The 24,568-nt window shown below is 72.4% G+C and carries 27 protein-coding genes; 15 read left to right on the top strand and 12 right to left on the bottom strand.

Translation table 11 applies throughout. The annotated features are described in order from the left end of the window. Positions 1–326: 326 nt before the first annotated feature. The 3 genes from F0U47_RS15620 to F0U47_RS15630 all read right to left on the bottom strand — a co-directional run bounded on the left by F0U47_RS15620 (position 327) and on the right by F0U47_RS15630 (position 2,122). The gene (locus F0U47_RS15620) at positions 327–773 is read right to left on the bottom strand and encodes an Rrf2 family transcriptional regulator (protein ID WP_149751414.1); all 447 of its coding nucleotides are present in this window, start codon (positions 771–773) and stop codon (positions 327–329) included. 69 nt (positions 774–842) lie between these two features. After that, positions 843–1,346: a hypothetical protein gene (locus F0U47_RS15625; RefSeq protein ID WP_149751415.1), complete on the bottom strand. Its 504-nt coding sequence runs from the start codon at positions 1,344–1,346 to the stop codon at positions 843–845. Then, a complete protein-coding gene (locus F0U47_RS15630) occupies positions 1,343–2,122 on the bottom strand; it encodes an NIPSNAP family protein (RefSeq protein ID WP_149751416.1) in 780 nt (259 codons plus the stop codon). The genes F0U47_RS15625 and F0U47_RS15630 overlap by 4 nt, the downstream gene beginning before the upstream one ends. Positions 2,123–2,257: 135 nt before the next feature. Between F0U47_RS15630 and F0U47_RS15635 the strand changes: the two genes are divergently transcribed. Together F0U47_RS15635 and F0U47_RS15640 are read left to right on the top strand one after the other, a co-directional pair. Next, positions 2,258–2,923: an FMN-dependent NADH-azoreductase gene (locus F0U47_RS15635; RefSeq protein ID WP_149751417.1), complete on the top strand. Its 666-nt coding sequence runs from the start codon at positions 2,258–2,260 to the stop codon at positions 2,921–2,923. Further along, positions 2,923–3,246 carry a DMT family transporter gene (locus F0U47_RS15640; RefSeq protein ID WP_149751418.1) on the top strand — a complete coding sequence of 108 codons (324 nt, stop codon included), beginning with the start codon at positions 2,923–2,925 and terminating at the stop codon, positions 3,244–3,246. The genes F0U47_RS15635 and F0U47_RS15640 overlap by 1 nt, the downstream gene beginning before the upstream one ends. Before the next feature lie 43 nt (positions 3,247–3,289). On the opposite strand, the gene F0U47_RS15645 is transcribed toward F0U47_RS15640, so the two are convergent. Then, on the bottom strand, positions 3,290–3,895 hold the full coding sequence (locus F0U47_RS15645) for a TetR family transcriptional regulator C-terminal domain-containing protein (protein ID WP_149751419.1): 606 nt from the start codon (positions 3,893–3,895) through the stop codon (positions 3,290–3,292). After that, complete coding sequence (locus tag F0U47_RS15650; protein WP_223162801.1) at positions 3,892–4,575, bottom strand: SGNH/GDSL hydrolase family protein; 684 nt, start codon at positions 4,573–4,575, stop codon at positions 3,892–3,894. Before F0U47_RS15650 ends, F0U47_RS15645 begins: the two co-directional genes overlap by 4 nt. A 61-nt stretch (positions 4,576–4,636) precedes the next feature. Here F0U47_RS15650 and F0U47_RS15655 point away from each other — a divergent pair, with 61 nt between their 5' ends. From F0U47_RS15655 to F0U47_RS15665, 3 genes are all read left to right on the top strand, one after another. Further along, a complete protein-coding gene (locus tag F0U47_RS15655) occupies positions 4,637–5,176 on the top strand; it encodes a GNAT family N-acetyltransferase (RefSeq protein ID WP_149751420.1) in 540 nt (179 codons plus the stop codon). Between the two features lie 69 nt (positions 5,177–5,245). Further along, positions 5,246–6,232: an LLM class flavin-dependent oxidoreductase gene (locus F0U47_RS15660; RefSeq protein WP_149751421.1), complete on the top strand. Its 987-nt coding sequence runs from the start codon at positions 5,246–5,248 to the stop codon at positions 6,230–6,232. A gap of 10 nt (positions 6,233–6,242) precedes the next feature. Continuing rightward, positions 6,243–6,800, top strand: a complete 558-nt coding sequence (locus F0U47_RS15665) for a TetR/AcrR family transcriptional regulator (RefSeq protein ID WP_223162802.1) — start codon at positions 6,243–6,245, stop codon at positions 6,798–6,800. A gap of 30 nt (positions 6,801–6,830) precedes the next feature. On the opposite strand, the gene F0U47_RS15670 is transcribed toward F0U47_RS15665, so the two are convergent. Next, on the bottom strand, positions 6,831–8,006 hold the full coding sequence (locus F0U47_RS15670; RefSeq protein ID WP_149751422.1) for a MalY/PatB family protein: 1,176 nt from the start codon (positions 8,004–8,006) through the stop codon (positions 6,831–6,833). Positions 8,007–8,042: 36 nt separating this feature from the next. Here F0U47_RS15670 and F0U47_RS15675 point away from each other — a divergent pair, with 36 nt between their 5' ends. Continuing rightward, positions 8,043–9,299, top strand: a complete 1,257-nt coding sequence (locus F0U47_RS15675) for a serine/threonine-protein kinase (protein ID WP_223162803.1) — start codon at positions 8,043–8,045, stop codon at positions 9,297–9,299. A 145-nt stretch (positions 9,300–9,444) separates the two neighbouring features. Here the strand turns inward: F0U47_RS15675 and F0U47_RS22050 are convergent, their stop codons facing one another. The 4 genes from F0U47_RS22050 to F0U47_RS15695 form a co-directional block, all read right to left on the bottom strand. After that, a complete protein-coding gene (locus F0U47_RS22050; RefSeq protein WP_281291004.1) occupies positions 9,445–9,573 on the bottom strand; it encodes a hypothetical protein in 129 nt (42 codons plus the stop codon). A 211-nt stretch (positions 9,574–9,784) separates the two neighbouring features. Next, entirely contained in the window at positions 9,785–10,543 is a 759-nt protein-coding gene (locus F0U47_RS15685) for a lysophospholipid acyltransferase family protein (RefSeq protein WP_246159656.1), read from the bottom strand. 9 nt (positions 10,544–10,552) lie between these two features. Beyond that, a complete protein-coding gene (locus F0U47_RS15690) occupies positions 10,553–10,972 on the bottom strand; it encodes an SRPBCC family protein (protein ID WP_149751423.1) in 420 nt (139 codons plus the stop codon). Between the two features lie 22 nt (positions 10,973–10,994). Further along, a complete protein-coding gene (locus F0U47_RS15695; protein ID WP_149751424.1) occupies positions 10,995–11,597 on the bottom strand; it encodes a TetR/AcrR family transcriptional regulator in 603 nt (200 codons plus the stop codon). A gap of 59 nt (positions 11,598–11,656) precedes the next feature. On the opposite strand from F0U47_RS15695, the gene F0U47_RS15700 reads away from it, so the two are divergent. The 3 genes from F0U47_RS15700 to F0U47_RS15710 are packed head-to-tail and all read left to right on the top strand — an operon-like array spanning position 11,657 to position 14,978. Further along, a complete protein-coding gene (locus tag F0U47_RS15700; RefSeq protein ID WP_149751425.1) occupies positions 11,657–12,628 on the top strand; it encodes a patatin-like phospholipase family protein in 972 nt (323 codons plus the stop codon). Beyond that, the gene (locus F0U47_RS15705; RefSeq protein ID WP_149751426.1) at positions 12,625–14,139 is read left to right on the top strand and encodes a flavin-containing monooxygenase; all 1,515 of its coding nucleotides are present in this window, start codon (positions 12,625–12,627) and stop codon (positions 14,137–14,139) included. Before F0U47_RS15700 ends, F0U47_RS15705 begins: the two co-directional genes overlap by 4 nt. Further along, the gene (locus tag F0U47_RS15710; protein ID WP_149751427.1) at positions 14,136–14,978 is read left to right on the top strand and encodes an SDR family oxidoreductase; all 843 of its coding nucleotides are present in this window, start codon (positions 14,136–14,138) and stop codon (positions 14,976–14,978) included. The genes F0U47_RS15705 and F0U47_RS15710 overlap by 4 nt, the downstream gene beginning before the upstream one ends. A 1-nt stretch (position 14,979) precedes the next feature. Here F0U47_RS15710 and F0U47_RS15715 read toward each other — a convergent pair whose 3' ends face one another. Together F0U47_RS15715 and F0U47_RS15720 are read right to left on the bottom strand one after the other, a co-directional pair. Further along, positions 14,980–15,981, bottom strand: a complete 1,002-nt coding sequence (locus F0U47_RS15715) for a TIGR03617 family F420-dependent LLM class oxidoreductase (protein WP_188111385.1) — start codon at positions 15,979–15,981, stop codon at positions 14,980–14,982. Beyond that, complete coding sequence (locus tag F0U47_RS15720; RefSeq protein WP_149751429.1) at positions 15,978–16,709, bottom strand: SDR family NAD(P)-dependent oxidoreductase; 732 nt, start codon at positions 16,707–16,709, stop codon at positions 15,978–15,980. The genes F0U47_RS15715 and F0U47_RS15720 overlap by 4 nt, the downstream gene beginning before the upstream one ends. Before the next feature lie 114 nt (positions 16,710–16,823). Here F0U47_RS15720 and F0U47_RS15725 point away from each other — a divergent pair, with 114 nt between their 5' ends. The 6 genes from F0U47_RS15725 to katG all read left to right on the top strand — a co-directional run bounded on the left by F0U47_RS15725 (position 16,824) and on the right by katG (position 24,353). Next, positions 16,824–17,420: a hypothetical protein gene (locus tag F0U47_RS15725; RefSeq protein WP_149751430.1), complete on the top strand. Its 597-nt coding sequence runs from the start codon at positions 16,824–16,826 to the stop codon at positions 17,418–17,420. After that, a complete protein-coding gene (locus F0U47_RS15730) occupies positions 17,417–18,304 on the top strand; it encodes an LLM class flavin-dependent oxidoreductase (RefSeq protein ID WP_246159657.1) in 888 nt (295 codons plus the stop codon). Before F0U47_RS15725 ends, F0U47_RS15730 begins: the two co-directional genes overlap by 4 nt. Before the next feature lie 71 nt (positions 18,305–18,375). Further along, positions 18,376–19,074 carry a response regulator transcription factor gene (locus F0U47_RS15735; protein WP_149751431.1) on the top strand — a complete coding sequence of 233 codons (699 nt, stop codon included), beginning with the start codon at positions 18,376–18,378 and terminating at the stop codon, positions 19,072–19,074. After that, the gene (locus tag F0U47_RS15740; protein WP_149751432.1) at positions 19,071–21,620 is read left to right on the top strand and encodes a DUF4153 domain-containing protein; all 2,550 of its coding nucleotides are present in this window, start codon (positions 19,071–19,073) and stop codon (positions 21,618–21,620) included. The genes F0U47_RS15735 and F0U47_RS15740 overlap by 4 nt, the downstream gene beginning before the upstream one ends. A gap of 56 nt (positions 21,621–21,676) precedes the next feature. Then, positions 21,677–22,105 (top strand): Fur family transcriptional regulator, encoded by a 429-nt coding sequence (locus F0U47_RS15745; RefSeq protein WP_149751433.1) that lies wholly within the window; start codon positions 21,677–21,679, stop codon positions 22,103–22,105. A gap of 37 nt (positions 22,106–22,142) precedes the next feature. Then, complete coding sequence (gene katG / locus F0U47_RS15750; protein WP_149751434.1) at positions 22,143–24,353, top strand: catalase/peroxidase HPI; 2,211 nt, start codon at positions 22,143–22,145, stop codon at positions 24,351–24,353. Positions 24,354–24,568: the final 215 nt, after the last annotated feature.

Genomic DNA, 24,568 nt, shown 5'->3' on the forward strand with positions numbered 1-24,568 from the left:
GCCGACCGACCGCTAATCGGCACGAGCGCGCCCTTCGTGCGGCAGTAGCGGGCGCATGAAGGGCCGGAGAGGTCTACTCGCCCTCGGCCCACGCCGCGACCGGCAGCGAGAGGTAGACCCCAATCTCACAGGTGTCGGAAGTGGCCCGATGGAGCAACTACCGCGGCGTTGTTGTCACTGCCAAGGTGGTCGACCACCCAGACAGTCACCACAACACCCCGGCAGTCCTTCGCCACTCGACCCGGGGATCGCCGATCCCTCAGACAAACCGGACCTTGGCTGGGTCCGGTCTTCAGCATTCGGACCGTGAGCCCGCCTCCCGACGCCTAGGCGGGCAGGGGGTGCTCCCGCAGCAGGCGATCGAGGACGTCGGCGACGGTGTGGCGAGCCAGGGCCTCGGCGACGGCCCCCTCGACGTCCTCGTAGACCTCGGCCAGGGTCGGGGGGATCCCGAAGCCGACCGGGCAGTCCTGCTTCGGGGGATGCGGGTGCAGCGCGAAGAGCTGGTCGTCCCCGAGGAGGTCGTTCACCTCGCGGAGACTGATCTCCTCGGCGGGCCGGGCGAGTCGCCAACCCGTTCCGGGGCCGCGACCGACGACCTCGAGGAGCCCCGCATCGCGGAGCGGGGCGAGCGTCCGCCGCAGCAGGACCGGGTGCGACAACAGGCTGTCGGCGATCTCGGCCGACGTCAGCGTCGGGTTCCCGCGGCGCCGGGACAGCTCCAGCCAGCACAGGGCGTGGACGGCGATCGTCAGCCGGCTGTTGCTGCTCATCGACCTCTCCTGGACGGGGAAGCTCCTCACGCAGATTCTGCCTCACCCGCGGTATGTCCGCAGACCGGACTAGTCCCGGTCCCTCGTCCAGGTCATCACCCAGTTGGTCTCCCAGGTGGCTCCGTCGTCCGTCGAGAACGCCTGCTCCCACACCGCGGAATGGGGCGCGATCGAGTGCCACAGGTAGCGCGCGCGGATCTCCGTCCCGTCGTACACGTCAGGACCGGTCGCCACGAAGCGCTGTCCGTCCTCCTCCCACCGACCGAACACCGGCGGCTGCAGGTGACCGGTATCGCTGTTGACCCAGTAGATGGTCCACCGGTCGTCGTGCGGGGTGTGCACGCGGATCGAGGAGCCGGCGAACCCGAGCTCGGGGTACCACATCTCGTCGATGCTGATGGCGCCGTTGTGCAGGGTCCCGGACGTTGCGGTGGCGTGGGTCTCGTACCACTCGTCCGACCCGGTGAGCGGCGAGCGGAGCCGCCTGTTCGCCACGTTCCACCGCCCCACCAGGAAGTCGAAGCCGGACGTCCGCTTGGGGAGCCCGATCGGCTCGCGTGCGTCCAGGATCATCGCGTCGCCGCCTCGGTCCGGGCCGGCGCGGGCGCCGGGTGCTGGGAGCGGGCGGTCGGCTGGAGCCGCAGGTACTGGCGGGCACTGACGCTACTCGCCAGCCGGGGTGCGATGTCGTCCTGCCACGCCCGGCTCGCCTGGAGCCTGGCGCGCGCCGCGTCGTACTCGTCCTCGGTGCCGAAGGAGGCCGTCCACACGAAGACGTTGTCCGAGCGGACCGGAAGGGCGGGGAAGTCGTTCTCGGCGGACTCGGTGCGATAGGTGGCGACGGCGGCGCCGAGCTGGTCCTGGACGGCTTGGTGGAAGTCGGTCGCCAGCCAGGCCTCCAGGCCTGCGTCCGGGGGATACGCGTAGACCGTCACCGTCACCCACTCGTCGGTCGGCCGGGTCGGCCCGGTCGCCGAGGCCGGCGCCCGCTCGCCCGCTGGGTCCGGAGCGGGGTGGGCGGGCTCGGTGGGTCGGAGAAGGAGTACGTCGTCGCTGTCGATCATCGTGGCGTTGGCGGCGTCGCGGAACTCCTTCCAGACGGGGCCGTAGTAGAACGCCTCGAGCGCGCGCCGCCGTGCGTCCATGTCGGCGAATCCGCGGAACCACACGAACCGATCGGGGTCGTCCCGGTCGAGGAAGATGCCGCCGACGCGCATGCCGACGGCTTCCTGGGGCTCGATGAGCTCGCGCTCGAAGAGGCGGACCAGGTCGGACCGGGCTCCTGGGTGAAGCGTGTACTGGCGCAGCTCGACGACGTCGGCGGCGGACATGGTGACCGGGAGAGCCATGGGTGCTCCTTGTGGCGATGGGATATGTAACTCGAATGGTTACACACTCGCTCGGCGTCCGCTTACCGGGTGAGCGGCGGAATAAGTGGACGAAGCGTCCAGTTATGCGTGCACCTACGACACAGGAGGTCACGCATGCATCTTCTCCACCTGGACTCGAGTGCCCGGCGCGACTCGATCTCCCGGCGTCTCGGCGAGGAGTTCCGGTCCACCTTCGTGGCGGCCGAGCCTCGAGCCGCGGTCACCTACCGCGACCTGTGCGCGCCGCCGATCCCGCCCATCACGGAGGCGTGGACCCGGATCTGCGACAACCTGCTCCGGGACCAGATCGCCGATCTCGACGACCTGCACCGCGGGGCGCGGACTGCGGAGGAGAAGGTCGCGTGGGCCGTCGTCGCGCCCCTCCTCGCCGAGCTGGTCGCCGCCGACGTCGTCCTCCTCACGGCCCCGATGTACAACTTCGGCATCCCCGCCGCGCTCAAGGCCTGGATCGACCAGGTCACCTTCCCTCGCATGAACCTGGGCCACCGGCGGTTCGTGGTCGTTGGCGCGCAGGGCGGCAGCTACGCCCCCGGCCGTCCGCGCGCGCCGATGGAGCACCATCTCCGCTACCTGTCCGACTTCATCTTCGGTCACTACTCGGTTCCCGAGCCCCTCACCGTCGTGGCCGAGCTGAGCAATGCCCGGGTGGACCCGGTGCTCGCGCAGTTCAAGGGCGCCCACGAGGACTCGGTCGCCGCAGCGCTCGCGTCCGTCCGGAGCGCGGCGCGTGAGGTCGCGTCTCTCGTCGAGGCACGGTGATGGTGGGCCCGTGGGTGTGGCTGCTCGCTGCCGGACTGGTGGAGGTGGCCTGGACGCAGAGCATCAAGCCGACCGAAGGGTTCACCAGGCCGGTGCCCACGCTCGTGTGCTTCCTGCTCGGCGTCTCGTCGGTCTACCTGCTGACGCGCGCGATGGACGGACTTCCCGTCGGGACCGCCTATTGCGTCTTCACGGGCATCGGCGCGCTGGGCGCGGTCGCTCTCGGTGTCCTCTGGAGCGGTGACCGGGTCTCAGCCCTGAGGATGGCCGGCCTGGCGCTGCTCGTCGCCGGGCTGCTGGTCGTGCGGCTGGACGAGCAATGAGCCGGGAGGACGCAGAGGGGCGTGCCAGCAGCCGTCATGCTCGTCATGGCAGGAGGCCCTCGATCGTGCGGCGCAGGGTCTCGAGAGCGTCCTGGTCCCCGCGACGCAACGCGATGTTCACCGCGCACAAGGTCGCGTCGAGCTGGAAGGCGGCCAGCTCCACGTCGAGGTCCGACGACGTCTGACCGGCCTCCTTGGCGCGGCCGAGCTCCTTCGCCAGGACCCGCACCCAGTCCCGCTGGTCCCGGAAGAGTGCGTCCCGGACGGCGCCGGGCCGGCCGTCGAACCGCGCCATGTTCGCGACGCGGAAGCAGCCACCTGCGAACAGGGGGGTGGTGGCGTACGCCACCCACCGGTCCAGCAGGGCGTGCAGGCGCTCGGCGCCGTGCGGCTCGTGCCGGACGGGGTCCAGCACGAAGGCGATGAACATCTCCCGCGCGTGCTCGACCACCGCCAGCTGCAGTGCCTCCTTGTGCTTGAACTGAGCCTGCACCCCGGCCTTGGTGAGGCCCACCGCGCTGGCGAGGCGGCCGAAGGTCACCTGGTCGAGGTCGTCCTCCGACGCGATGTCGACCGCGACGTCCAGCACGGCGCGCCTGGTCCTGGCGCCGCGGAGCAGCCGCTTGTCCGTCACCGTCGTGTCCGTCATCGCGAGACCGCCCGATGGTCCCTGATCAGTGCGGCGAGGCTCTTGACGTACTCCGCAGCGAGGACCGCCTGGCCCGACGAGCTGAAGTGGATGCCATCGGCGCTCACCAGGTTCGGCCGGTCGTTGATCGGGTGGTCCCACATCTCGACGACGACAGCCCCGCGGGTGGAAGCGACCGAGCGGACGATGTCGTTCAGGCGGCGGATGCGGTCCGTCCAGTCGGCGAAGGTGGGTACGACGAAGGCCCGTCCCAGCGTGAAGGTCATCAGCTGCGCGCCGGTGTCCGCCGCCTGGGCGTACAGCCGGTCGAGGTTCCTCTCGATCGCCGGGTAGTCGGGCGTCCGCGTCAGCAGGTCGTTGGGCCCGCTCGGGACGTGCAGGAGATGAGGAGCGAATGCGCGGATGCGGTCGACCTGGTCCCTCAGTGCGTCGACCGTGGTGGCGCCGACGCGGGCGATGTTGGAGTACTCCAGGTCGGGAGCGACCAGGCGCAGGGTGGTGGCGACGCGCTCCGGCCAGCCTTCGGGCGCGTAGCCGGGGCTCGGGTCCCCGACGCCGGCGGACAGGCTGTCCCCGATGACGCCGAAGCGGCGCCAGGGCGCCCCGGCGAGCAACCCGCCGGCACCGCCCGGGGAGAGGCAGTAGGGATCGGTGGCTTCGGTGAGATCTGAATGCGGCACCAGTTCAGTATACGGTCGACCGTATTGTCGAACCACGTTGCCAGAAGAGAAGAGGTCTCGGATGAACAACACCCCACCGCCCGACGCCCGGCCGGAGCCGGAGATCCGCGAGCTTCCCGGCGAGCAGATCGACGTCGTCGAGCCGCTGTGGCTCTCGCTGGACGCCGAGCACCGGCGGCTCGGTCCCGCGTGGGCGCCGTGGTGGGACCCGGCGACGACATGGGAGATCCGACGTGAGCGCTACCGACACTGGCTGGCCGAACCCGACGCCTTCGCGCTCGCTGCGTACGACGACGGCGCGGAACCCGTGGGCTATCTCCTCGCCCACTTCCTGGCCGGCCCGGACGACACCTGGGTGACCGGGCCGCGGATCTGCTCGATCGAGTCGCTCTCCGTGGCGCCCTCGTGGCGCGGCCAGGGGGTCGGCGGCCGGCTGCTGGCGGCCGCACGAGCGCGGATGGCCTCGGTGGGCGTGCAGGACCTGTGGGTGGGCGTCGTGCACGGCAACGAGGACGCGCTGCGGTTCTACCGTCGCCACGGCCTCCGCCCGCTCATGGTGACCGTCGGGTCGATGCCGGGACCCCCGTCGTGGAATAAGTGAGACGACCGTCCAGTTAGCCCCACCTCGCCCTCGGAAGTTCCTGAGGCCCGATGAGAGAGGTCGTTCGCCATGGTCGAGCATCATCAGGTCGGCATCGTGTTCGGCAGCCTGACGCCACCCGAGGACCTTCCCGCGGGCGCCGCCCTCGCCGAGGAGCTCGGCTTCGGGGAGCTCTGGTTCTCCGAGGACTGCTTCTTCACCGGAGGCATGTCCGGGCTCACCCAGCTGCTCTCCTCCACCTCGCGCATCCCCGCCGGGCTAGGGCTGGCCAGCGCCATGACGCGGCACCCGGCTGTCCTCGCGATGGAGCTCGCGGGCATCGCCCGCCTCTACCCCGGACGAACGCGAGCGACGATCGGACTCGGCAACCGCCACTGGCTGGAGCAGATGGGGCTGCTCCCGGACCGCCCGTTGTCGACGGTGGTCGAGACCGTCGACGTCGTACGGCGTCTCTTGGCGGGCGATGCGGTCGACACCGAGACGCGCCAGCACCGGTTCCGCGACATCAGGCTGTCCTTCCCGCCCGCCGTCCCTCCGGAGCTGTGGGTCGGTGCCGTGAACGCGCGAGCCCTGGCGCGGGCAGGCGCCGTGGCCGACGGCGTCCTGCTCTCGGTGCTGTCCAGCCCGGCGTACGTCCGCTGGGCCACCTCCCTCGTCGCCAAGGGTGCCCGCGAGGCCGACCGCCCGAGGCCGAGGGTCACCGCTTTCGCGCTGGCCGCGATCGACGACGACGCCGGTCGAGCCCTGGACGCCGTCAGGGACGCGGTGGGGTTCTTCGTCGGTGCAGAAGCGCAGACCGCTCTGGTCACCCGGTCGCCCCTTGCCGAGGAGATCGCGCGCCACCTGTCCGCGGATCCCGACGCGGCAGGAGGAGTGCGGCCGGCCGACCACTGGGTCCGGGAGCTCGCAGTGACCGGCGATCCCGGCACCGTGACGGCCCGGATCGACGAGCTGCTCGACGCGGGCGCGGACAGCGTGGGGCTGTGGTTGTTCCCGCCGCAGGACCTGGGCGAGGTCATGCGTCGCCTCGCCCGCGAGATCGGACGGGTCCACTAGCCTCCGAGTGATGAAGATGCAGCGGGCGGATGCCGCACGGAACACCGAGCAGCTGCTCGCGGCCGCGGCGCGGCTCTTCGCGGAGCGGGACCCGGCCGAGGTGACCATGGAGGAGATCGCCCAGGCGGCAGGCGTCGGGAAGGCGACCCTCTACCGGCGGTTCCCGGACCGTGCCTCCATCGCTGCGGCGCTCCTGGGCGAGCACGAGACAGAGCTGCAGGAGGCGATGCTCCGGGGGGAGCCGCCACTGGGACCGGGTGCTCCTCCCGGTGAGCGCCTGGCCGCCTTCTACGGAGCCATGGTGGAGCTTCTCGAACGGCACGGCCGGCTGGTGCTCGGCACGGAGGTCGGGCACGAGCGGTTCTCCGTGGGCGCCTACGGGTTCTGGCGAGCGCACGTCCTCGCCCTGCTGCGGGAAGCGGACTGCCGGGACCCGCAGGCCATGGTCGACCTGCTCCTGGCTCCGGTGGCGCCGGAGGTCTACCTCTACCAGCGGCGGCGGCTCCGGGTCGCCAGCGCCCGGATCCGGACGAACCTGGAAGAGCTCGCGCGTCGCATGCTGGGATGACGTCGCGGCGTGACGCCGGCCCTGCGGGCCTCAGGCAGGCTTGAGGGCCGGCTGGGTGGCGCCACCGCCGCCGAGGGCGGCCGCCATGCGCGTGACGGCCTCGGTGAGGACCTCGCTCGAGCAGGCGAAGTTCAGGCGCACGTGCCCCGCGCCGCCGGGCCCGAAGTCGGCCCCGTCGCTGACGGCGACCCGGGCGGCCTGCAGGAAGAACGCGGCGGGCGGGGCGGGCAGTTCCCACTTCCGGAGGTCGAGCCAGGCGACGTAGCCGGCGTCCGGGCGTCGGAAGCGGAGCCCCGGCAGCAGGTCGGAGCTCAGGCCCTCGAGCAGGCGCGCGTTGGCCTCGACCGCATCCAGGAGGTCGTCCAGCCACGGAGCACCCTCCCGGTAGGCGGCCTCCGCCGCTCGGAGGCCGAGGTGGCCGACGCCCCACGGGAGCTCGTGGGGGAGCCCGGACGGGATCACGGCGGGGTCAGCCGCCACGATGAGCGAGCACTTGAGCCCGGCGAGGTTCCAGGCCTTCGACGGGCTGTGCAGCGCGAGGCCGGTCGCGGCGGCGTTCTCGCTGACCGAGAGGTACGGCGTGAACTCCGTCCCTCGCGCGGTCAGTGGCGCGTGGATCTCGTCCGAGATCACGAGGGCGCCGTGCTCGGCCGCGAGGTCGGCGATCCGCAGCAGGTCGGCGTGTGGTGCGACGTGCCCGGTCGGGTTGTGCGGGTGGCAGAGGAGCAGCACCTTCGCGCCGGCTTCGAAGGCGTGTCCGATGCCGTCGATGTCCAGCCGGTATGCACCGCGGTCCTGCGCCAGGGGTACGTCGACGCACTCGGCGCCGGCCGCGGCGATCCACTTGTAGAAGGGCGGGTAGACCGGCGGCGTGACGACGACCTGCTGCCCGTGTGCGAGGAGCCTCATCAGCTCGGTGCCGCCGGTGGCGACGTCCGCACAGGCCTTGAAGGCTGCACCGGACGTCTCCCAGCCCCAGCGCTCGCGGGCGAAGCCGCCGAATGCCTCCGTGAGGCGTCCGATGTCACCGGCGTAGCCGGTGTCCGACTCCGCGATGGCCCGGTGCAGCTCACGGGCGATCGGAGCGGCCAGGTGCACGTCCATCTCGGCGACCGGCAGGGGCAGCACGTCCTCCGGGTAGGAGGTCCACTTGGCGCTCCGACGTTGCTGGAGCTCCTCCAGCGGCACGTTGAACAGGCTCTGCATGCTCCTAGCCTGTCAAGTGCGGTGCAGGATGGGGCGGTGACCCTCCTCGCCGACCGCTACCGACTCGGTGACCTGCTCGGCCGCGGTGGCGTCGCCGACGTCTACCGCGCACGGGACCAGGTGCTCGACCGCGACGTCGCGGTCAAGGTGCTGCGCGAGACCGTGGACGACGTCGATCGCGACCGGTTCATGGGTGAGGCCCGGCTGCTGGCGCGGCTGTCCCACCCGGGGCTCGTCACCGTGCTCGACACCGGCGTCTGGGGGATGCAGCCGTTCCTCGTGATGGAGCTCGTCGAGGGCTCCCCGCTGTCCGCTGCCCTCAGCGAGGGCCCGCTGCCCCTCGACCGCGTCGGGGACGTCGGTGCCCAGCTCGCCGCGGTCCTTGCCTACGCCCATGCCCAGGACGTGGTCCACCGGGACGTGAAGCCGGCGAACGTGCTCCTCGGCCCGCGCGGCGAGCTGAAGCTCGCCGACTTCGGCATCGCCCGGCTCGTCGGCGACATGGTGCGCCACACGAAGACCGGGACGACCATCGGCACTCCTGCCTACGTGTCGCCCGAGCAGGCCAGGGGAGCGCCGGTCGGGCCGCCCACCGACGTCTACTCGCTCGGCCTGGTGCTGATCGAGGCCCTCACGGGTGAGCGCTGCTTCACGGGGACGCCGATCGAGTCCGCCCTCGCGCGGCTGCACCGGGCGCCCGACATCCCGGAGGACCTCCCTGCCGACTGGCGGGAGCTGCTCGCCGCCATGACCGCGATGGACCCGGCCGACCGGCCGACCGCAGCGGAGGTCGCCAGCCGGATCCAGGGCTCGGGGGCACCGCCGGCCGCCACCCGTGTCCTGGAGGTGGGTTCCGCGGTGGCTCCCGTGGGGGCGGCCGCCGTAGGCGCGGACGACGCGCCGACCGAGCGCATGGACCCGTCGTCCGGGGCTGTTCCGGGCAGGTCGCTGAAGGCCGTGGCGGCGGTGGCCGCCGCCGCCCTGGTCGTCGTCGCGCTCTCGGTCGCTGGCCTCCTCCTCGGTGACGGGGCCCAAGACGACGACGGTCCCGGGCCGCCCGCGACGTCGCCCGCCACGACGGGCGACACCGAGCCGGAAGAGCAGGACACGGGCACGGTGTCCGACGGCGTGCAGGACGAGACGAGCCCTCCCGTCGACCAGCCGGACGACGGTGACGACCGGGAGAAGGACAACAAGGACAAGGACAAGGGCGACGACAAGGACACGGACAAGGGCAAGGGTGAGGGCAACGATAAGAACAAGAACAAGGGCGGCGGCAAGGGCAAGGGCTAGCCGGGCGATCGTCCGTTGTTCGGCCCCAGGCTGGATGCATCCGCACACCACGGGTACCGGTCCCCACACGGCAAAGTCGAGGCTGCAGACTCGACCTTTCCGAGGCCCCCGGGGTTGAGCCCAACGCCCTGGGGGCCGACCCTTGTCACCCCCCGGTCAGGTTGCGCCCTCGCCGGTTGCTCGCGGCGATGAACGCGGCCTCCTCGGCGGCGTCGATCAGGTAGGTCCAGCGGATCCGGCCGCGCGGCACGTAGACGAGGTCGATGGCGAGCACGTGCCGGCCGTCGCGATGCCGAGCCGCCGCGCATGGGGCCAGTCCTCCGGCGTACCGGCTTTCCACTGCACGTAGCCGACCGCGGTCAGCAGCCGGCGACGGTGTACTCCAGCCAGCGGTCGGTCTTCGGGCCGAACACCGCCTCGAAGCTGCGGACGGAGAGCAGCGGCCAGAGACCACCGATGCCGCCGCTCCCGATGTGCGCCGTCGGCTACTTGGCCTTCCTCTTCGCGGCCTTGCGCTGGGCGCGCAGGCGGCGCTCCTCGGCGTACGCCGCAGCCGCCTCCTCGATGGTGGGCGCCGAGCCGCCGTACTTCTGGGGCAGCCACCAGGCGCCTTCGGGACGGTCCTCCTCGGCGAGGATCAGCCGCTCCAGCATGGACTCCATCCGCGAGCGCAGCTCCGCGGTCTCGGCGACCGGGTCCTCGCCGGTGGGGCGCATCGGCTCACCGACCTCGATGCCGATCCGCTGGTGCCGCGACAGGTCGACCTTGCGGCCCTTGGTGAAGATCCGGTGGGTGCCCCAGAGGACGATGGGGATCAGGGGTACGTCTGCGCGTGCTGCGATCCGCACGGCGCCTGTCTTGAGGTCCTTGATCAGGAAGCTCTGCGAGATCGTGCTCTCGGGGAAGATCCCGACGACCTCGCCCGCGCGGAGCGCGCTCTCGGCCCGCTCCATCGACTCCAGGCCGGCCGAGCGGTCGACGCTGATGTGCTTGAAGGTCCGCATCACCGGTCCGCCGACCGGGTGGTCGAAGACCTCCTTCTTCGCCATGAACCGGGTCAGCCGGCCCTGGCGCTCGCCGGGGAAGCCGGCCATCACGTAGTCGACGTACGACAGGTGGTTGATCGCGAGCAGGGCGCCGCCCTCGCGCGGGATGTTCTCCACGCCGGTCATGGTGATCTTCATGTCGCTGAGGCGGAACCACGCCTTCGCGGCGGCGATGGTGATGGGGTAGGTGATGTCCACGACGCCGTCCTACTTCTTGACCGCGCGGACCAGGAGCCGCAGCAGGACGGTCGCGATCGTCTTGGCGACGGCCTTCTCGGCCAGCGGGAGCCGCTGGTCGGCGGAGATCGACCACGCGATCTGGGTGCCCTCACCGACCGGCGAGAGCTCGACGAGGCCGCGGTAGTTCTTCAGCGGTGCCCCGGCGAGCGCCTTGTAGCCGAGCGCGGTGCCGGGATCGAACCGGGTGATCTCCTCGATGACCGCAGGCGCCGGGCCGGCCGCCGCGATCTTGCGGACCGCGCCGACGCCGTTGCGCTCGGCCACGCCTTCCTTGGTGACGGTGACGGTGACGCCCGGGCCCCAGGACGACATCGCCTCGTGGTCGGCGAGCACCGCCCAGACCTGGTCGGGTGGGACGGGAACGACGGCAGTGGCTACGGCACGCATGTCGCGCACAGTAGCGGCCTCGTCACTCGGCCGGTCTGGAGCGGTCGAGCAGCGAACGCAGCAGGTCGACCAGGCTGGTGACCGGCAGCTCGGGGTCGAAGGCGCGCTGGACGCCCAGCCCGATGCCGAGCGACAGCAGCTGGACGGCGGCATCCTCCGCAGGGAGGGGGAGCGTCAGCCCGAGGTCGGTGGCCTGCTGCTCGATCAGGTCGGCGACGGCCGCGGTGAGCTCCCGACGCCGGCCGGCGAGGGCCTGGTCGATGCCCTTCACGTGGCGGTTGCTGGTCGCGAACTCGACCTCGAGCGCGGTCCAGCCGACGTCGCCGATGTTGTCCTCGGCCCAGCGGGCGAACGCCTCGATCCGCTCCTCGGCGGTCTCGGCGTCCCTCACCGCCGCCGCGAGCGACATCGCCCGCTCCAGGTGCAGCACGTCGAGCACGGCGAGGCCGAGCTCGTGCTTGGTGGCGAAGTTCGAGTAGACGGCTCCCTTGGAGAACCCCGCCTCGGCGGCCACCTTGTCGAGCGAGGTCGCGTTGTAGCCGTCCGACAGGAACAGCCGGTGGGCGGTCTCCACCAGGCGCTCGCGCGTCTGCGCGTGCGACTCCTTGCGCGTGACCCTGCCCACGGCGACAGGATAGCGGCCTGGGGTACCGCTGGTATTCGAATACCGTTAGTATCCGAAACATGACGCAGCGACGCGCGCTCGCCATCGGCTGCGGCGGCACCCTCGGCTTCACCTGGACCGCGGTGGCCCTCCGCTGCCTCGAGGAGCAGCTCGACTGGGACGCCCGGAACGCCGACGTCCTGCTCGGCACCTCTGCCGGCGCGGAGGTCGTCGCTGCTCTCGGGTTGGGCCGCACGCCGCAGGACCTGCTCGACGCGCTCGCCTCCGAGGACGGCGCCGACCCACTCCTGGCGCGCCACCTGGCCATCCACCCCGGCCACCTGCCCCCGCTCCCGGCGCCGGGGCTGCCCGGGCTCGGACTGGTCCGCAGCGGCATCCGGCAGCGGTCGGCGTACGCCGCGCTCGCAGGTCTCCTCCCGCGCGGCCGCGGTGACGCCACCTGGCTGAGGGAGTACGGCGACGCGCTGGCCGGTCCCGACGGCTGGGCCGGTCACCCGGCGACCTGGACCGTGGCGGCGGAGGTCGCGACCGGCGAACGGGTCGCCTTCGGCTCGCCCGGCGCACCGCGGGCCGGCCTCGGCGAGGCGGTCGCCGCCTCGTGGGCGATCCCGGGCTGGTTCCCGCCGGTCGAGATCGCCGGCCGGCGGTTCATCGACGGCGGCGCCGTCTCGTCGGTCTCCGCCGACCTGCTCGCCGACCTGCCGCTGGACGAGGTGGTCGTGGTCGCCCCGATGACCTCGGAGGGCGGAGCGCCGGCGCGCGGCGTCGAGCGGGTCGAGCGGCTGCTCCGATCCGCGATGACCCGCGGCCTCGACCGCGAGGTCGCGACCCTCCGGGCCGCCGGCATCCGGGTGATCCGGGTCGAGCCCGGACCCGACGAGCTGGCCGCCATGGGCCCCAACTTCATGGACCTGTCCCGACGCGAGGCGACGCTCGCCGCCGCCCGCGCGCACGTCCCGGGCCGGGTCGCCGCCGCGATCCGGGTCTCGACAGGCTCGACCACCAGCCGCGACGAAGGAGCATCCGCATGACCCGGTCGAACGCAGGGCACCACGAGGTCGTCGTCATCGGAGCCGGGATCTCCGGCATCGCCGCAGCCATCAAGCTGCGGGAGGCCGGCCTGACCGGCACGGACGACGTGGTCATCCTCGAGAAGGCCGAGACCTACGGTGGCACGTGGCGGGCCAACACCTACCCCGGCTGCGCGTGCGACGTCCCCTCGGGCCTCTACTCGTTCTCGTTCGCGCCCAACAGCGACTGGTCGCGGGTCTACGGCACGCAGCCGGAGATCCTCGCGTACGTCGACCGGGTCGCCCGGGACCACGGGCTGGAGGAGGTCACGCGGTTCGGCGTGGAGGTGCTCGGCGCGTCGTGGGACGGCGAGCAGTGGCGCGTGGAGACGACCCACGGCGAGCTCACCGCGCGCTTCCTCGTCGCCGCGGCCGGTCCGTGGAACGAGCCCAAGATCCCCGACCTGCCGGGCCTGGCGGACTTCCCCGGCGAGGTCTGGCACTCCGCGCGCTGGAACCACGACTTCGACCTCGACGGCAAGCGGGTCGCCGTGATCGGCACCGGCGCCTCGGCCGTCCAGTTCGTGCCGGAGATCCAGGAGCAGGTCGCCGACCTGCACCTCTTCCAGCGCACCGCGCACTGGGTGCTCCCGAAGGTCGACCATCCCGTGCCGGCCGCGGAGAAGTGGGTGAAGCGCCGCATCCCGCTCCTCGACCGGACGCTGACCGCGGTCGAGTATGCCGCGATGGAGGGCGTCGGGACGGCGTTCCACCACCCGCGCCCGTTCATGCACGCGCTGCAGAAGGTCGGCGAGGCCTACCTGCGGGCCGCGGTCCGCGACAAGGCGCTGCGGGAGAAGCTGACGCCGGACTACCTGCTCGGGTGCAAGCGGATCCTGTTCTCCAACAGCTACCTGCAGTCGCTCACGCGGCCGAACGTCGAGGTCCACGCGACCGGGGTCGCCCGGGTCGAGGGCTCCACCGTAGTCGGCGCCGACGGCAGCACGGCCGAGGTCGACGCGATCATCCTCGGCACCGGCTTCCACATCCTCGACATGCCGGTGGCCGACCGGCTGCGCGGCGCCGACGGCCGCACGCTGGCCGAGCACTGGGCCGGCTCGCCCGAGGCCTACCTCGGGACGGTCGTCGCAGGGTTCCCCAACGCGTTCCTCGTGCTCGGCCCCAGCCTCGGCACCGGCCACAGCTCGGCGTTCACCATCGCCGAGGCCCAGGTCGCGATGATCGTCGACGCGGTCACGACAGCCCGCGGGCAGGGATGGGCCGCGCTCGCCATACGTCCCGAGACGCAGACGGCGTACGTCGACGAGGTGCAGGCCGCGCTCGCCGGCACCGCCTACACCGCGACGAGCTGCCACTCCTACTACATCGACGCCAACGGCCGGAACAGCTTCAGCTGGCCCTGGTCGACCGGCGCGCTCGTCCGCCGGGTCAGCCGCTTCAACCCCGCCGACTTCGAGATCACCAGGATCCCGCTCGTCGAGCCCGTCGAGACCCTGGAGGTCACCTCATGAGCCGCTACCCGAAGATCGACCTCGACGGCGCCCTCGTCGCCATCACCGGCGCCGCGCGGGGGATCGGGCTCGCCACCGCGAAGGAGTTCGTCGCCGCCGGGGCGAGGGTCGCGCTCGGTGACCTCGACGACGCCCTCGTCAAGGAGGCCGCAGGCGGGCTCGGCGCGAGGGCCAGCGGCCACCGGCTCGACGTGAGCGACAAGGAGTCGTACGCCGGCTTCCTCGCGGCCGCCGAGGCTCAGCACGGCCGTCCGGTCGACGTGCTCGTCAACAACGCCGGCGTGATGCCCAACGCGCCGTTCCTCGAGCAGGAGGACCGGATCGACCGGCTCACGATGGACGTCAACGTCTACGGCGTCATCCACGGCATGCGGCTCGTGCTGCCGGCGATGGTCGAGCGCGGTCGGGGCCACGTCGTCAACGTCGCTTCGCTGGCGGGCAAGTTCCCCCTGAAGGGACTCGCCGTCTACAACGCCAGCAAGTTCGCCGTGGTCGGCCTGACCGCGGCCACCCGGCTCGAGCTGGAGGGCACCGGCGTCTCGATCACCGCCGTGCTGCCGAGCGCCGTCCGGACGGAGCTGTCCTCGGGCATCGACTTCGGGATGCTGCCCGCGGTCGACCCGGAGGACATCGCGGAGGCAGTGGTCAAGTCGGTCCGCAGTCGGCGCGCCGAGATCGCCGTCCCGTCGTACGTCGGCGCGGCGACCAAGGCTGCGCCGCTGGTGCCGGAGGGCGTGATGCGCCGGCTCCGGAACCTGGCGCACGACGACGCCGCGATCACCCGCGTCGACGACGACGTGCGCCGGGTCTACCTCGACCGGATCGAGAACCAGCGGTGACTCAGCCCGACGCGATGTCGAGGCCGAGCGCGTCGTCGGCGGCGTAGGGGATCGACAGGACCACCCGCGACGCGAGGCCGTCGAACCGCTCGCGCACGGCCGCGCCGACCCGATCGAGCTCGCCCACGACCGCGAGCGTCGTGAGCACCTCGTCGTCCACCAGGTCGCCGAGCTCGGTCCACCGGCCGGCCTTGGTGAGCGCATGCGCCTCGCCGTGCAGCTCGCCCCACCCGTGGTGGTCGAGCACCGGCTTGTAGGCGGGCGTCGAGGCGTAGAACCCGATCTGCTTCTTGGTGCCGGCGACCGCCGCGGCGTAGGCCTCCTCGGTCCGGCCGGTCGCGACCATCGCCATCGCGGCGACGGTGATCTCGCCGGCGCCCGTGCCCGCCCGGCCCTCGGCCAGCTGCGGGCGCAGCACCTCGGCCAGGTAGCTGCGCGACAGCAGCGGGTGGCAGAGGAACCCGTCCGCCACGGCCCCGGCCACGGCGACCATCCGCGGCCCGACGCCGGCGAGCCAGATCTCCGGCGACGGGAACGGCAGCGGGCCGGGGTTGAACAGCGGCGGCATCAGGGTGTGCGTGTAGAAGTCGCCGCGGAAGTCGAGGGGCACACCGGTCTGCCAGCTGTCCCAGATGGCGCGGAGCGCGGCGACGTACTCCCGCATTCGGTCGGCCGGCCGCGACCACGGCATGGAGTAGCGCCGCTCGATGTGCGGCTTGATCTGGGAGCCGAGCCCGAGCACGAACCGGCCGCCGGACAGCCGGTGCACGTCGTAGGCGGGGTAGGCCATCGCCATCGGAGACCGGGCGAAGGCGAGCGCGATCGACGTGCCGAGCCGCAGCCGGTCGGTCTGCGTCGCCGCCAGCGTCAGGTAGACGAACGGGTCGTGCGCGCCCTCGGGCACCCACAGCGCTCCGGTGCTGCCGCGCTCCTCGATGGCTCTCGCTGCGGCGGCGATCCCCGCCGGGTCGCCGTGGTAGGTCACGTCGATGTCGACGGTCACCACACGACTCCCCGGTCGACGACGAGGTTCGCGCCGGTCACCGATGCCGCCGCGTCGGAGGCGAGGAACAGCAGCGACTCCGCGACGTCGGCGGGCGGCATGAAGCCCGGCATGACCGACTGGCTCTTGGCGACGAGGTTCCAGTCCGCCGCGGCCGGCAGCCCGGCCGCGGCCGCATGGATCATCGGGGTGTCGATGCCGCCCGGCGAGACGCAGTTGACCCGGACGCCGTGGCTGCCGAGCTCGACCGCGAGTGCGCGCATCCCGAGGAGGAGCGCCGCCTTCGATGCGCAGTACTGCGTGTTGTAGGGCTGGCCCATCACCGCCGAGATCGACGCGACGGAGACGACGTTCCCCCGGCTGGCGATGAGTGCCTCGGCGAAGGCCTGCGCGAGCAGGAGCGGGGCGAGAGCGTTGACGTCGAAGTGCCGGCGCAGGCCGGCGGCGGTCAGCGCGCCGAGCTCGGCGAACTGCTGGACCCCGGCGACGTTGCAGAGGACGTCGAGGCCGCCGAGCTCCGCGAGCGCGTCGGCGATGAACGCCTCCCGGGCCCCGTCGTCGGCGAGGTCGCACGCGACGACGCCGTCGGCCGGTGCCACGTCGGTCGCGACCACGCGCGCACCCTCGGCCCGGAACATCGCGGCCACCACCTGGCCGACTCCTCCGGCCGCGCCGGTGACGACGACGCGCCGGTCCAGGAAGCGCTGCGCGCGGGCGGGCTCGGTCATGGCGGTCTCCTCGGTCGTGGGGCGGGTGCTGCGGGTTGACACCCGGTGCCGAGCAGATTAGAACACGTTCTACCGCGGGTGCGATCGTTCCGCCGGTCACAGGAGGAAGTCGTCGTGGAGAAGATCGACCTGCTGATCTGGGAGGACGCCGCTGCCGAGGCGGCGGCGACGCTCCGGGTGCCGGGCCTGCGGGCCGTCCAGGCATCGGTCGCCGCCGACCTGCCGGGCGCGCCGCTCCTCATGGGCAAGGGCCCAGCCCTGCGGGGGCTCGCGGAGATCTGGGTCGACTCCGTCGACGTGTGGCCGGAGATCGTCGAGCAGGTTCCTGGTGACGCCTACCTGGTGACCGAGTCGGTGCCCCAGGCGGTCGCCCCCGGCGACTGGCTGACCCACTTCACCTGGTTCCCCAAGCCGGACCGGCTGTCCGAGGAGGAGTTCTTCCACGGCTGGCACGCCGTCCACACGCCGTCGTCCGCAGGGCTCCACCCGCTGCGCCAGGGCTACGTGCGCGACGCCGTCGCCCGGACACTGACCGCAGGCTCCGCGCCGATCCGCGCGATCGTCAGCGAGTTCTTCGACGAGGCCGTCTACCTCGACCCGTCGCGGCTGTTCGGATCCCGGGAGGCGCTCGACCTGACGGTCGAGGAGCTGCCGCTGTACGCCGACCAGGCCGACCTCTCCAGCTGCCCGCTGCGACGGGTCTCCACGTGAGCCTGGAGGTCGGGGTCGCCCTTCCGCAGATGGCGCGCCACTACGCGCCGGAGACCACCGTCGACTGGGCGCGGGCCATCGACGACGGACCGTTCTCCAGCCTGTCGGCCGGCGAGCGGGTGACCTTCCCCAACCCGGACATGGTCGCCTCCCTCGCCGCCGCGGCGGCGGTCACGAGCAGGGTCCGGATCATGACGAACGTCTGGGTGCTCCCGGCTCACCCGATCGCGATGGTCGCCCAACAGGTCGGCACCCTCGACCAGCTCGCCGGTGGCCGGCTCGTGCTGGGCGTCGGCATCGGCGGCCGCGACGGCGACTACGACGCGCTGGGCGCCTCCACGCACCGCCGCCACCAGAGGCTCGACGAGCAGGTGCGCGAGCTGCGGCGGCTGCTCGACGGTCAGCCGCCGTACCCGAGGGCGGACCCGGTCGGGCCGGCGCTGGCCGACGGGCGGACGCCCGAGCTGCTGGCCGGAGCCCTCGGGCCGAAGGCGCTGGCCCGCGCCGCGCGCTGGGCGGACGGCGTCACCGGGTTCAGCGTGACCGGGGCGCGTCAGGAGTTCGTCGACGTCAACACGCGCGCGGACGCGGCGTGGGCGGCCGCCGGGCGGGGGACGCCGCGGAAGGTGACGGGCTGCTTCTACGCACTCGGCGTGCCGGATCCCGAGGAGGTCCTGCGGGACTTCGCCGAGCGCTACCTCGGCTTCCTGGGCCCCGAGCTCGCCACGGCGTTCGCCGGCCGGATGACCGCGCACTCGCCGGACCGGGTCCGCCGGGTCCTCGACGATGCCGAGGCCGCCGGCTGCGACGAGGTCGTGCTCGTGCCCGCGAGCGTCGACCTGCGCTGCCTCGACGCCGCGGCGGAGCTGGTGGCCGCGCGCTGAGACGGCGACCTGCACACGATCTTCACGAGTCGTCCCGGCTTCCCGGCGCCGGTCGCTCCTACGCTCGGGGCATGACCGGACCCACCCGTCGGATCCTCGTCGTCGAGGACGAGCCCGTGATCAACGGCGCCGTCACCGACCGGCTGACGGCCGAGGGGTACGACGTCGCGCAGGCGTACGACGGACCGGCCGCGGTGCGGGCCTTCGAGGAGCAGGGGCCGGACCTCGTCGTGCTCGACGTCATGCTGCCGGGATTCGACGGGCACGAGGTGTGCCGGCGGATCCAGGCGGTGCGTCCGGTGCCGGTGCTGATGCTCACCGCCCGCGACGACGAGACCGACATCCTGGTCGGCCTCGGGGTAGGGGCCGACGACTACATGACCAAGCCGTTCCGGATGCGCGAGCTGGTGGCGCGGGTTGCGGCGCTGCTGCGCCGCGTCGACCGGGCCGCCCAGCTCGCCGGCTCCGGGACGGACGGTGTCACCGACCTCGGCGACCTGCGGATCGACGGCGGCGCCCGCCGCGTCTGGGCCGCCGGCGAGGAGGTGCACCTGACACCGACGGAGTTCGACCTGCTGGTCTGCCTGGCGGCCGAGGCCGGCACGGTGCTCACCCGCGAGCGGCTCCTCGCCGACGTGTGGGGCTGGCCGGGCGCGTCCGGCACCCGCACGGTCGACAGCCACGTCAAGGCGCTGCGCGCCAAGATCGGCTCCGATCGGGTGCGCACCGTCCACGGTGTCGGCTACGCCCTCGAGACCGGCGCCCGATGAGCCTCCGGGTCCTCGATCCGGTCCGGTCGGTCAAGGTCAAGCTCGGCCTCCTCGTCGCGGCCAGCGTCGTGGTCGCGGTGGCCGTCGCGACGATCGGCGAGGCCGGGGGAGTGCCGCTGTGGCTCAGCATCCCGGTCACCGTGGCGCTGGCCCTCGCGGTCACCCAGCTCCTCGCCGTCGGCATGACCTCGCCGTTGCGCGAGATGACGAGCGCCGCCCGCCGGATGGCGTCCGGCGACCACGACGTCCGGGTCACCGCGACGTCGCGCGACGAGGTCGGTGCGCTCGCCGCCGCGTTCAACCGGATGGCCGAGGAGCTCGCCGCCGTCGACCGCCAGCGGCGCGAGCTGGTCGCCAACGTCAGCCACGAGCTCCGCACCCCGCTGACCGCCCTCAACGCGCTCCTCGAGAACCTCGCCGACGGGGTCGCCGAACCGGACCCCGTCACCCTCCGCGCCGCGCTCGACCAGGGCGAGCGGATGGCCGGGCTCGTCGGCGACCTGCTCGACCTCTCCCGCGTCGACGCGGGCAAGGCGCCGCTCGCCCGCGAGCAGGTCGAGGTACGCCGGCTGCTGGACGCCGCGGTCGCCGAGTCCCGGGTCGCCGCCCGCGACGTGACGTACGACGTCCGCGTCGATCCTCCGGACCTGTCCGTGGAGGGAGACCCCGCCCGGCTCCGCCAGCTCGTCGCCAACCTGCTCGACAACGCCTCCCGGCACAGCCCGCCCGGCGGCACCGTCTCCGTCCGCGCTCGTGCGAGCGGCGATCGCTGGCTGCTCGAGGTCGCCGACCAGGGCCCGGGCGTCGCGCCCGAGCACCGGGAGCGCGCGTTCGAGCGGTTCGGCACCCTCAGCGAGGTGGACGGGGGAGGCGGGACCGGCCTCGGCCTGGCGATCGCACGCTGGGTCACCGACCTGCACGGCGGCACGATCCGCTTCGTCGACCCCGAGCCGTGGGGGTCCGGAGCGCGGGTCCGCGCCGACCTCCCGACCGTCCCTCCCACTTCCCCGACCCCCCGAGACGAGACCCCGATGCCCCACCCCGCCCCACCGCCCGTCGCCGTACCCCCGCAGCGGCCGCCGACCGCCGCCGCCCCCTCCCTGACCGAGGCCACCTTCGGCGACTTCTGGCCGGAGCGCGGCCTCCCCGGCAACCTCCGGGTGCTCCTCGGAGCACTCGGTGTCGGCCTCCTCGCCGGGATCGTGCTGCCCTACCGGGACCTCGGCCTCGGCGTCTTCGTCGTGCTCGTGGCCGCAGGTGGCGTGGTGCTGGCCGCCAGCCGCAACCGTCACGACCCGTTCACCCTGACCTGCGCGGCCCTGTGCCTGGCGCTGGCGTCCGTGGTCGTCGTCCGGGACGCGGAGTGGATCGCCGTCCTGTGCCTGCTCGCGGGCGGCGGCCTGTGTGCGGTGGGGCTGGTGCGGGGGCGCACGGTCCCCTCGTTCGTCGTGTCCGTGATCGCGTGGCCGCTCGCCGGCCTGCGGGGCCTGCCGTGGCTGGGGCGCACCTTCCGGATCGTCACCGGACTCGGCCACAGCGCCGCCCTGGCCCGGACGGCGGTGCTCTCGCTGGTCGGGCTCGCCGTCTTCGCGCTCCTCTTCGCGTCGGCCGACGCCCTCTTCGCCGAGTGGGTCGGTGCCCTTGTGCCCGACCGCGGCTGGGACGGCGTCGCGCTCCGCCTGTTCGTCACCTTCTTCGTCGGTGGCGTCGTGCTCGCCGGCGGCTACCTCGCGCTCAACCCGCCCGAGGTCGGCGCCGGGCCGCGCGTCCAGCGGCCGGTGGCCCACCGCTTCGAGTGGCTCGCGCCCGTGCTCGTCGTCGACGCCGTGTTCGTCCTCTTCCTCGTGGCCCAGGCGGCCGTGATCTTCGGCGGCCACGACTACCTCGAGCGCACGACCGGCCTGACCTATGCGGAGTACGTCCACCAGGGCTTCGGCCAGCTCACCGTGGCCACGGCGCTGACCCTGCTCGTCGTCTGGGCGGCCACCCGCAAGGCGCCCCGCGAGACGCCGGCCGACCGGGCGTGGATCCGCGGCTCCCTCGGCCTGCTGTGCGTCGCCACCCTGGTCGTGGTCGCGTCCGCGCTCTACCGGATGAGCGTCTACCAGGACGCCTACGGCTTCACCCGGCTCCGCCTGCTGGTCGACGTCTTCGAGGGCTGGCTCGGGCTCCTCGTGGTGGCGACCATGGCGGGTGGCGTCGCGCTCCGGGCCGCCTGGCTGCCGCGGTTCGGGCTGGTCTCCGGGGTGGCGCTGCTGCTGGGGATCGCGGCCCTCAACCCCGACGCCTGGATCGCGCGGCAGAACCTCGACCGCTACGAGGCGTCGGGCGAGGTCGACTGGGCCTACCTCGCCGGGCTCTCCGACGATGCGCTGCCGGTGCTGACCGACCTCCCCGACGACCTCGAGGAGTGCGCGATCCACCTCGCCGACCGGCCCGACGACGACTGGCTCGAGTGGAACCTCGGCCGCGCCCGCGCGGCCGACTTCGCGGCCGAGCACGAGGAGACGTGGCAGCACCGCACGGACTGTCCCGGGCAACGGTGAGATGGTTTTGCGCGTCAGATCTTGAATCATTCCAGAAAAGGAGTATGGTCGCTGTCATGACGACGGCGCCCGACTACGAGCAGATGCTCCGTGGCGCCGACCTGCGCGTGACCCGCCCGCGGGTCGCCGTGCTCAATGCCGTGCACGCACTCCCGCACGCCGACACCGACGCCATCATCGGCGCGGTCCGGACCGAGGAGGGCGACGTCTCCCACCAGGCGGTGTACGACGTGCTCCGCGCCCTCACCGCGGCCGGCCTGGTCCGGCGGATCCAGCCCTCCGGGTCCGTCGCACGCTACGAGTCACGCGTCGGCGACAACCACCACCACGTCGTGTGCCGCTCCTGCGGCGCGATCGCCGACGTGGACTGTGCCATCGGTGAGGCCCCTTGCCTCAGCGCTTCCGACGACAACGGCTTCGTCATCGACGAGGCCGAGGTCATCTACTGGGGCACCTGCCCCGACTGCTCCACCGCACGACCCTGACCCGACCAGATCCGTCCCCCGAAAGGTGTTGTCCCCAATGACCGACCAGTGTCCTGTCGACCACGGCGTGACCAGCCAGGGCAGCGAGAGCGAGAACCCGGCCCTCGACTCGCCCACCCCCAAGGCCCACAGCCCGCGCTCCAACAAGGACTGGTGGCCGAACCAGCTGGACCTGTCCGTGCTGCACCAGCACGGCCCGGCATCCAACCCGCTCGGCGCGGACTTCGACTACGCGGCGGAGTTCGCGAAGCTCGACGTCGAGGCTGTCAAGCGGGACATCGTCGAGGTGCTCAACACGTCGCAGGACTGGTGGCCCGCTGACTTCGGCCACTACGGCGGCCTGATGATCCGCCTCAGCTGGCACGCGGCCGGCACCTACCGGATCTACGACGGCCGCGGCGGCGCCGGGTCGGGCGACCAGCGGTTCGCCCCGCTCAACAGCTGGCCCGACAACGGCAACCTCGACAAGGCCCGGCGGCTGCTCTGGCCGGTCAAGAAGAAGTACGGCCAGAAGATCTCGTGGGCCGACCTGCTCGTGCTCGCCGGCAACGTCGCGCTCGAGGACATGGGCTTCGAGACCTTCGGCTTCGGCTTCGGCCGCGAGGACGTGTGGGAGCCCGAGGAGATCTTCTGGGGCCCCGAGGACGCCTGGCTGGGCGACGAGCGCTACAGCGATGAGCGCGAGCTCGCCGAGCCGCTCGGCGCGGTCCAGATGGGCCTGATCTACGTCAACCCCGAGGGCCCCAACGGCAACCCGGACCCGATCGCCGCGGGCCGCGACATCCGCGAGACGTTCCGCCGGATGGCGATGAACGACGAGGAGACCGTCGCCCTGATCGCCGGTGGCCACACCTTCGGCAAGACCCACGGCGCGGGCGACCCCGACCTGGTCGGTCCGGAGCCGGAGGCCGCCCCGATCGAGGAGCAGGGCTTCGGCTGGAAGAGCGCCTACGGCAGCGGCAAGGGCGCCGACACGATCACCAGCGGCCTCGAGGTCACCTGGACCACGACGCCCACCAAGTGGGGCAACGGCTTCTTCGAGATCCTCTTCGGCCACGAGTGGGAGCTCTCGAAGAGCCCGGCCGGTGCCCACCAGTGGGTCGCGAAGGACGCCGAGGCGATCATCCCCGGTCCGACCCCGGACTCCCCGAAGCGCCTGCCCACGATGCTGACGACCGACCTCGCGCTCCGGTTCGACCCGATCTACGAGCCCATCTCGCGCCGGTTCCTCGAGAACCCCGAGGAGTTCCGGCTGGCGTTCGCCAAGGCCTGGTACAAGCTGCTCCACCGTGACATGGGCCCGGTCGAGCGCTACCTCGGCCCGTGGGTCCCGGAGCCGCAGATCTGGCAGGACCCGGTGCCGGCCGTCGAGGGCCCGCTGGTGTCCGACGAGGACGTCGCCGCGCTCAAGGCGAAGGTGCTCGACAGCGGCCTGAGCGTCCAGCAGCTGGTCTCCGTGGCATGGGCCTCGGCCGCCACCTTCCGCACCACCGACAAGCGCGGCGGCGCCAACGGTGCGCGGATCCGGCTGGCTCCCCAGAAGGACTGGGACGTCAACAACCCGGCCGAGCTCGCCACCGTGCTCAAGACCCTGGAGCAGATCCAGGGCGAGTTCAACGGTGCCGGTGGTGCGCAGGTCTCGCTCGCGGACCTGATCGTGCTGGCCGGTGGCGCAGCGATCGAGAAGGCCGCCGAGGACGGCGGCGTCGACGTCACCGTGCCGTTCCGGCCCGGTCGCACCGACGCCTCGCAGGAGCAGACCGACGTCGAGTCGTTCGCGGTGCTCGAGCCGCGGGCCGACGGGTTCCGCAACTACGTGCGCGACGGCGAGAAGATGCCGCCGGAGACCCTGCTGGTCGACCGTGCCTACATGCTCGGCCTGTCGGCGCCCGAGATGACGGCGCTGGTCGGCGGCATGCGGGCCATCGGCACCAACTACGGCCAGACCGCGCACGGTGTCTTCACGGACCGGCCCGGCGTGCTGACCACCGACTTCTTCACCAACCTGCTCGACATGAGCGTGGAGTGGAAGGCGTCGGAGTCGGCCGAGAACGTCTACGAGGGCCGCGACCGCGCCACGGGTGAGGTCACACGTACGGCGACCGCCGTCGACCTCGTCTTCGGCTCGAACTCGCAGCTGCGGGCGCTCGCCGAGGTCTACGCCAGCGACGACGCGACGGAGAAGTTCGTCGGCGACTTCGTGGCCGCCTGGACCAAGGTGATGGAGGCCGACCGCTTCGACGCCTGACCTGGTCCGACCCAGGTTCGACCAGTCGACGGCCCGCCCCGGCACATCCACGCCGGGCGGGCCGTCGCGTTTTTTCGGTCGACCCCGGCCGGCCGCGGCGAACCCGGAACCCGAGGACGCGGATGGTGGTGCAGATGTCTAGACCGCGCTATGGTCAGGAGAAGTGGCAGGTTTGACCGGCTTTCAGCCGGGGTATCTGCCGACCAGACGCAGTT

Source organism: Nocardioides antri (assembly GCF_008373765.1).
Lineage (GTDB): Bacteria > Actinomycetota > Actinomycetes > Propionibacteriales > Nocardioidaceae > Nocardioides > Nocardioides antri.

Excerpts from the sequence above, each read along its gene's own strand:
- F0U47_RS15745 (WP_149751433.1), top strand. The coding sequence starts at position 21,677 with ATGACGACGGCGCCCGACTACGAGCAGATGCTCCGTGGCGCCGACCTG.
- F0U47_RS15740 (WP_149751432.1), top strand. The coding sequence starts at position 19,071 with ATGAGCCTCCGGGTCCTCGATCCGGTCCGGTCGGTCAAGGTCAAGCTC.
- F0U47_RS15640 (WP_149751418.1), top strand. The coding sequence starts at position 2,923 with ATGGTGGGCCCGTGGGTGTGGCTGCTCGCTGCCGGACTGGTGGAGGTG.
- F0U47_RS15620 (WP_149751414.1), bottom strand. The coding sequence starts at position 773 with ATGAGCAGCAACAGCCGGCTGACGATCGCCGTCCACGCCCTGTGCTGG.
- F0U47_RS15630 (WP_149751416.1), bottom strand. The coding sequence starts at position 2,122 with ATGGCTCTCCCGGTCACCATGTCCGCCGCCGACGTCGTCGAGCTGCGC.
- F0U47_RS15655 (WP_149751420.1), top strand. The coding sequence starts at position 4,637 with ATGAACAACACCCCACCGCCCGACGCCCGGCCGGAGCCGGAGATCCGC.
- F0U47_RS15625 (WP_149751415.1), bottom strand. The coding sequence starts at position 1,346 with ATGATCCTGGACGCACGCGAGCCGATCGGGCTCCCCAAGCGGACGTCC.
- F0U47_RS15720 (WP_149751429.1), bottom strand. The coding sequence starts at position 16,709 with ATGACCGAGCCCGCCCGCGCGCAGCGCTTCCTGGACCGGCGCGTCGTC.
- F0U47_RS15635 (WP_149751417.1), top strand. The coding sequence starts at position 2,258 with ATGCATCTTCTCCACCTGGACTCGAGTGCCCGGCGCGACTCGATCTCC.
- F0U47_RS15670 (WP_149751422.1), bottom strand. The coding sequence starts at position 8,006 with ATGCAGAGCCTGTTCAACGTGCCGCTGGAGGAGCTCCAGCAACGTCGG.
- F0U47_RS15700 (WP_149751425.1), top strand. The coding sequence starts at position 11,657 with ATGACGCAGCGACGCGCGCTCGCCATCGGCTGCGGCGGCACCCTCGGC.
- F0U47_RS15735 (WP_149751431.1), top strand. The coding sequence starts at position 18,376 with ATGACCGGACCCACCCGTCGGATCCTCGTCGTCGAGGACGAGCCCGTG.
- katG (WP_149751434.1), top strand. The coding sequence starts at position 22,143 with ATGACCGACCAGTGTCCTGTCGACCACGGCGTGACCAGCCAGGGCAGC.
- F0U47_RS15690 (WP_149751423.1), bottom strand. The coding sequence starts at position 10,972 with ATGCGTGCCGTAGCCACTGCCGTCGTTCCCGTCCCACCCGACCAGGTC.
- F0U47_RS15660 (WP_149751421.1), top strand. The coding sequence starts at position 5,246 with ATGGTCGAGCATCATCAGGTCGGCATCGTGTTCGGCAGCCTGACGCCA.
- F0U47_RS15645 (WP_149751419.1), bottom strand. The coding sequence starts at position 3,895 with ATGACGGACACGACGGTGACGGACAAGCGGCTGCTCCGCGGCGCCAGG.
- F0U47_RS15665 (WP_223162802.1), top strand. The coding sequence starts at position 6,243 with ATGAAGATGCAGCGGGCGGATGCCGCACGGAACACCGAGCAGCTGCTC.
- F0U47_RS15710 (WP_149751427.1), top strand. The coding sequence starts at position 14,136 with ATGAGCCGCTACCCGAAGATCGACCTCGACGGCGCCCTCGTCGCCATC.
- F0U47_RS15705 (WP_149751426.1), top strand. The coding sequence starts at position 12,625 with ATGACCCGGTCGAACGCAGGGCACCACGAGGTCGTCGTCATCGGAGCC.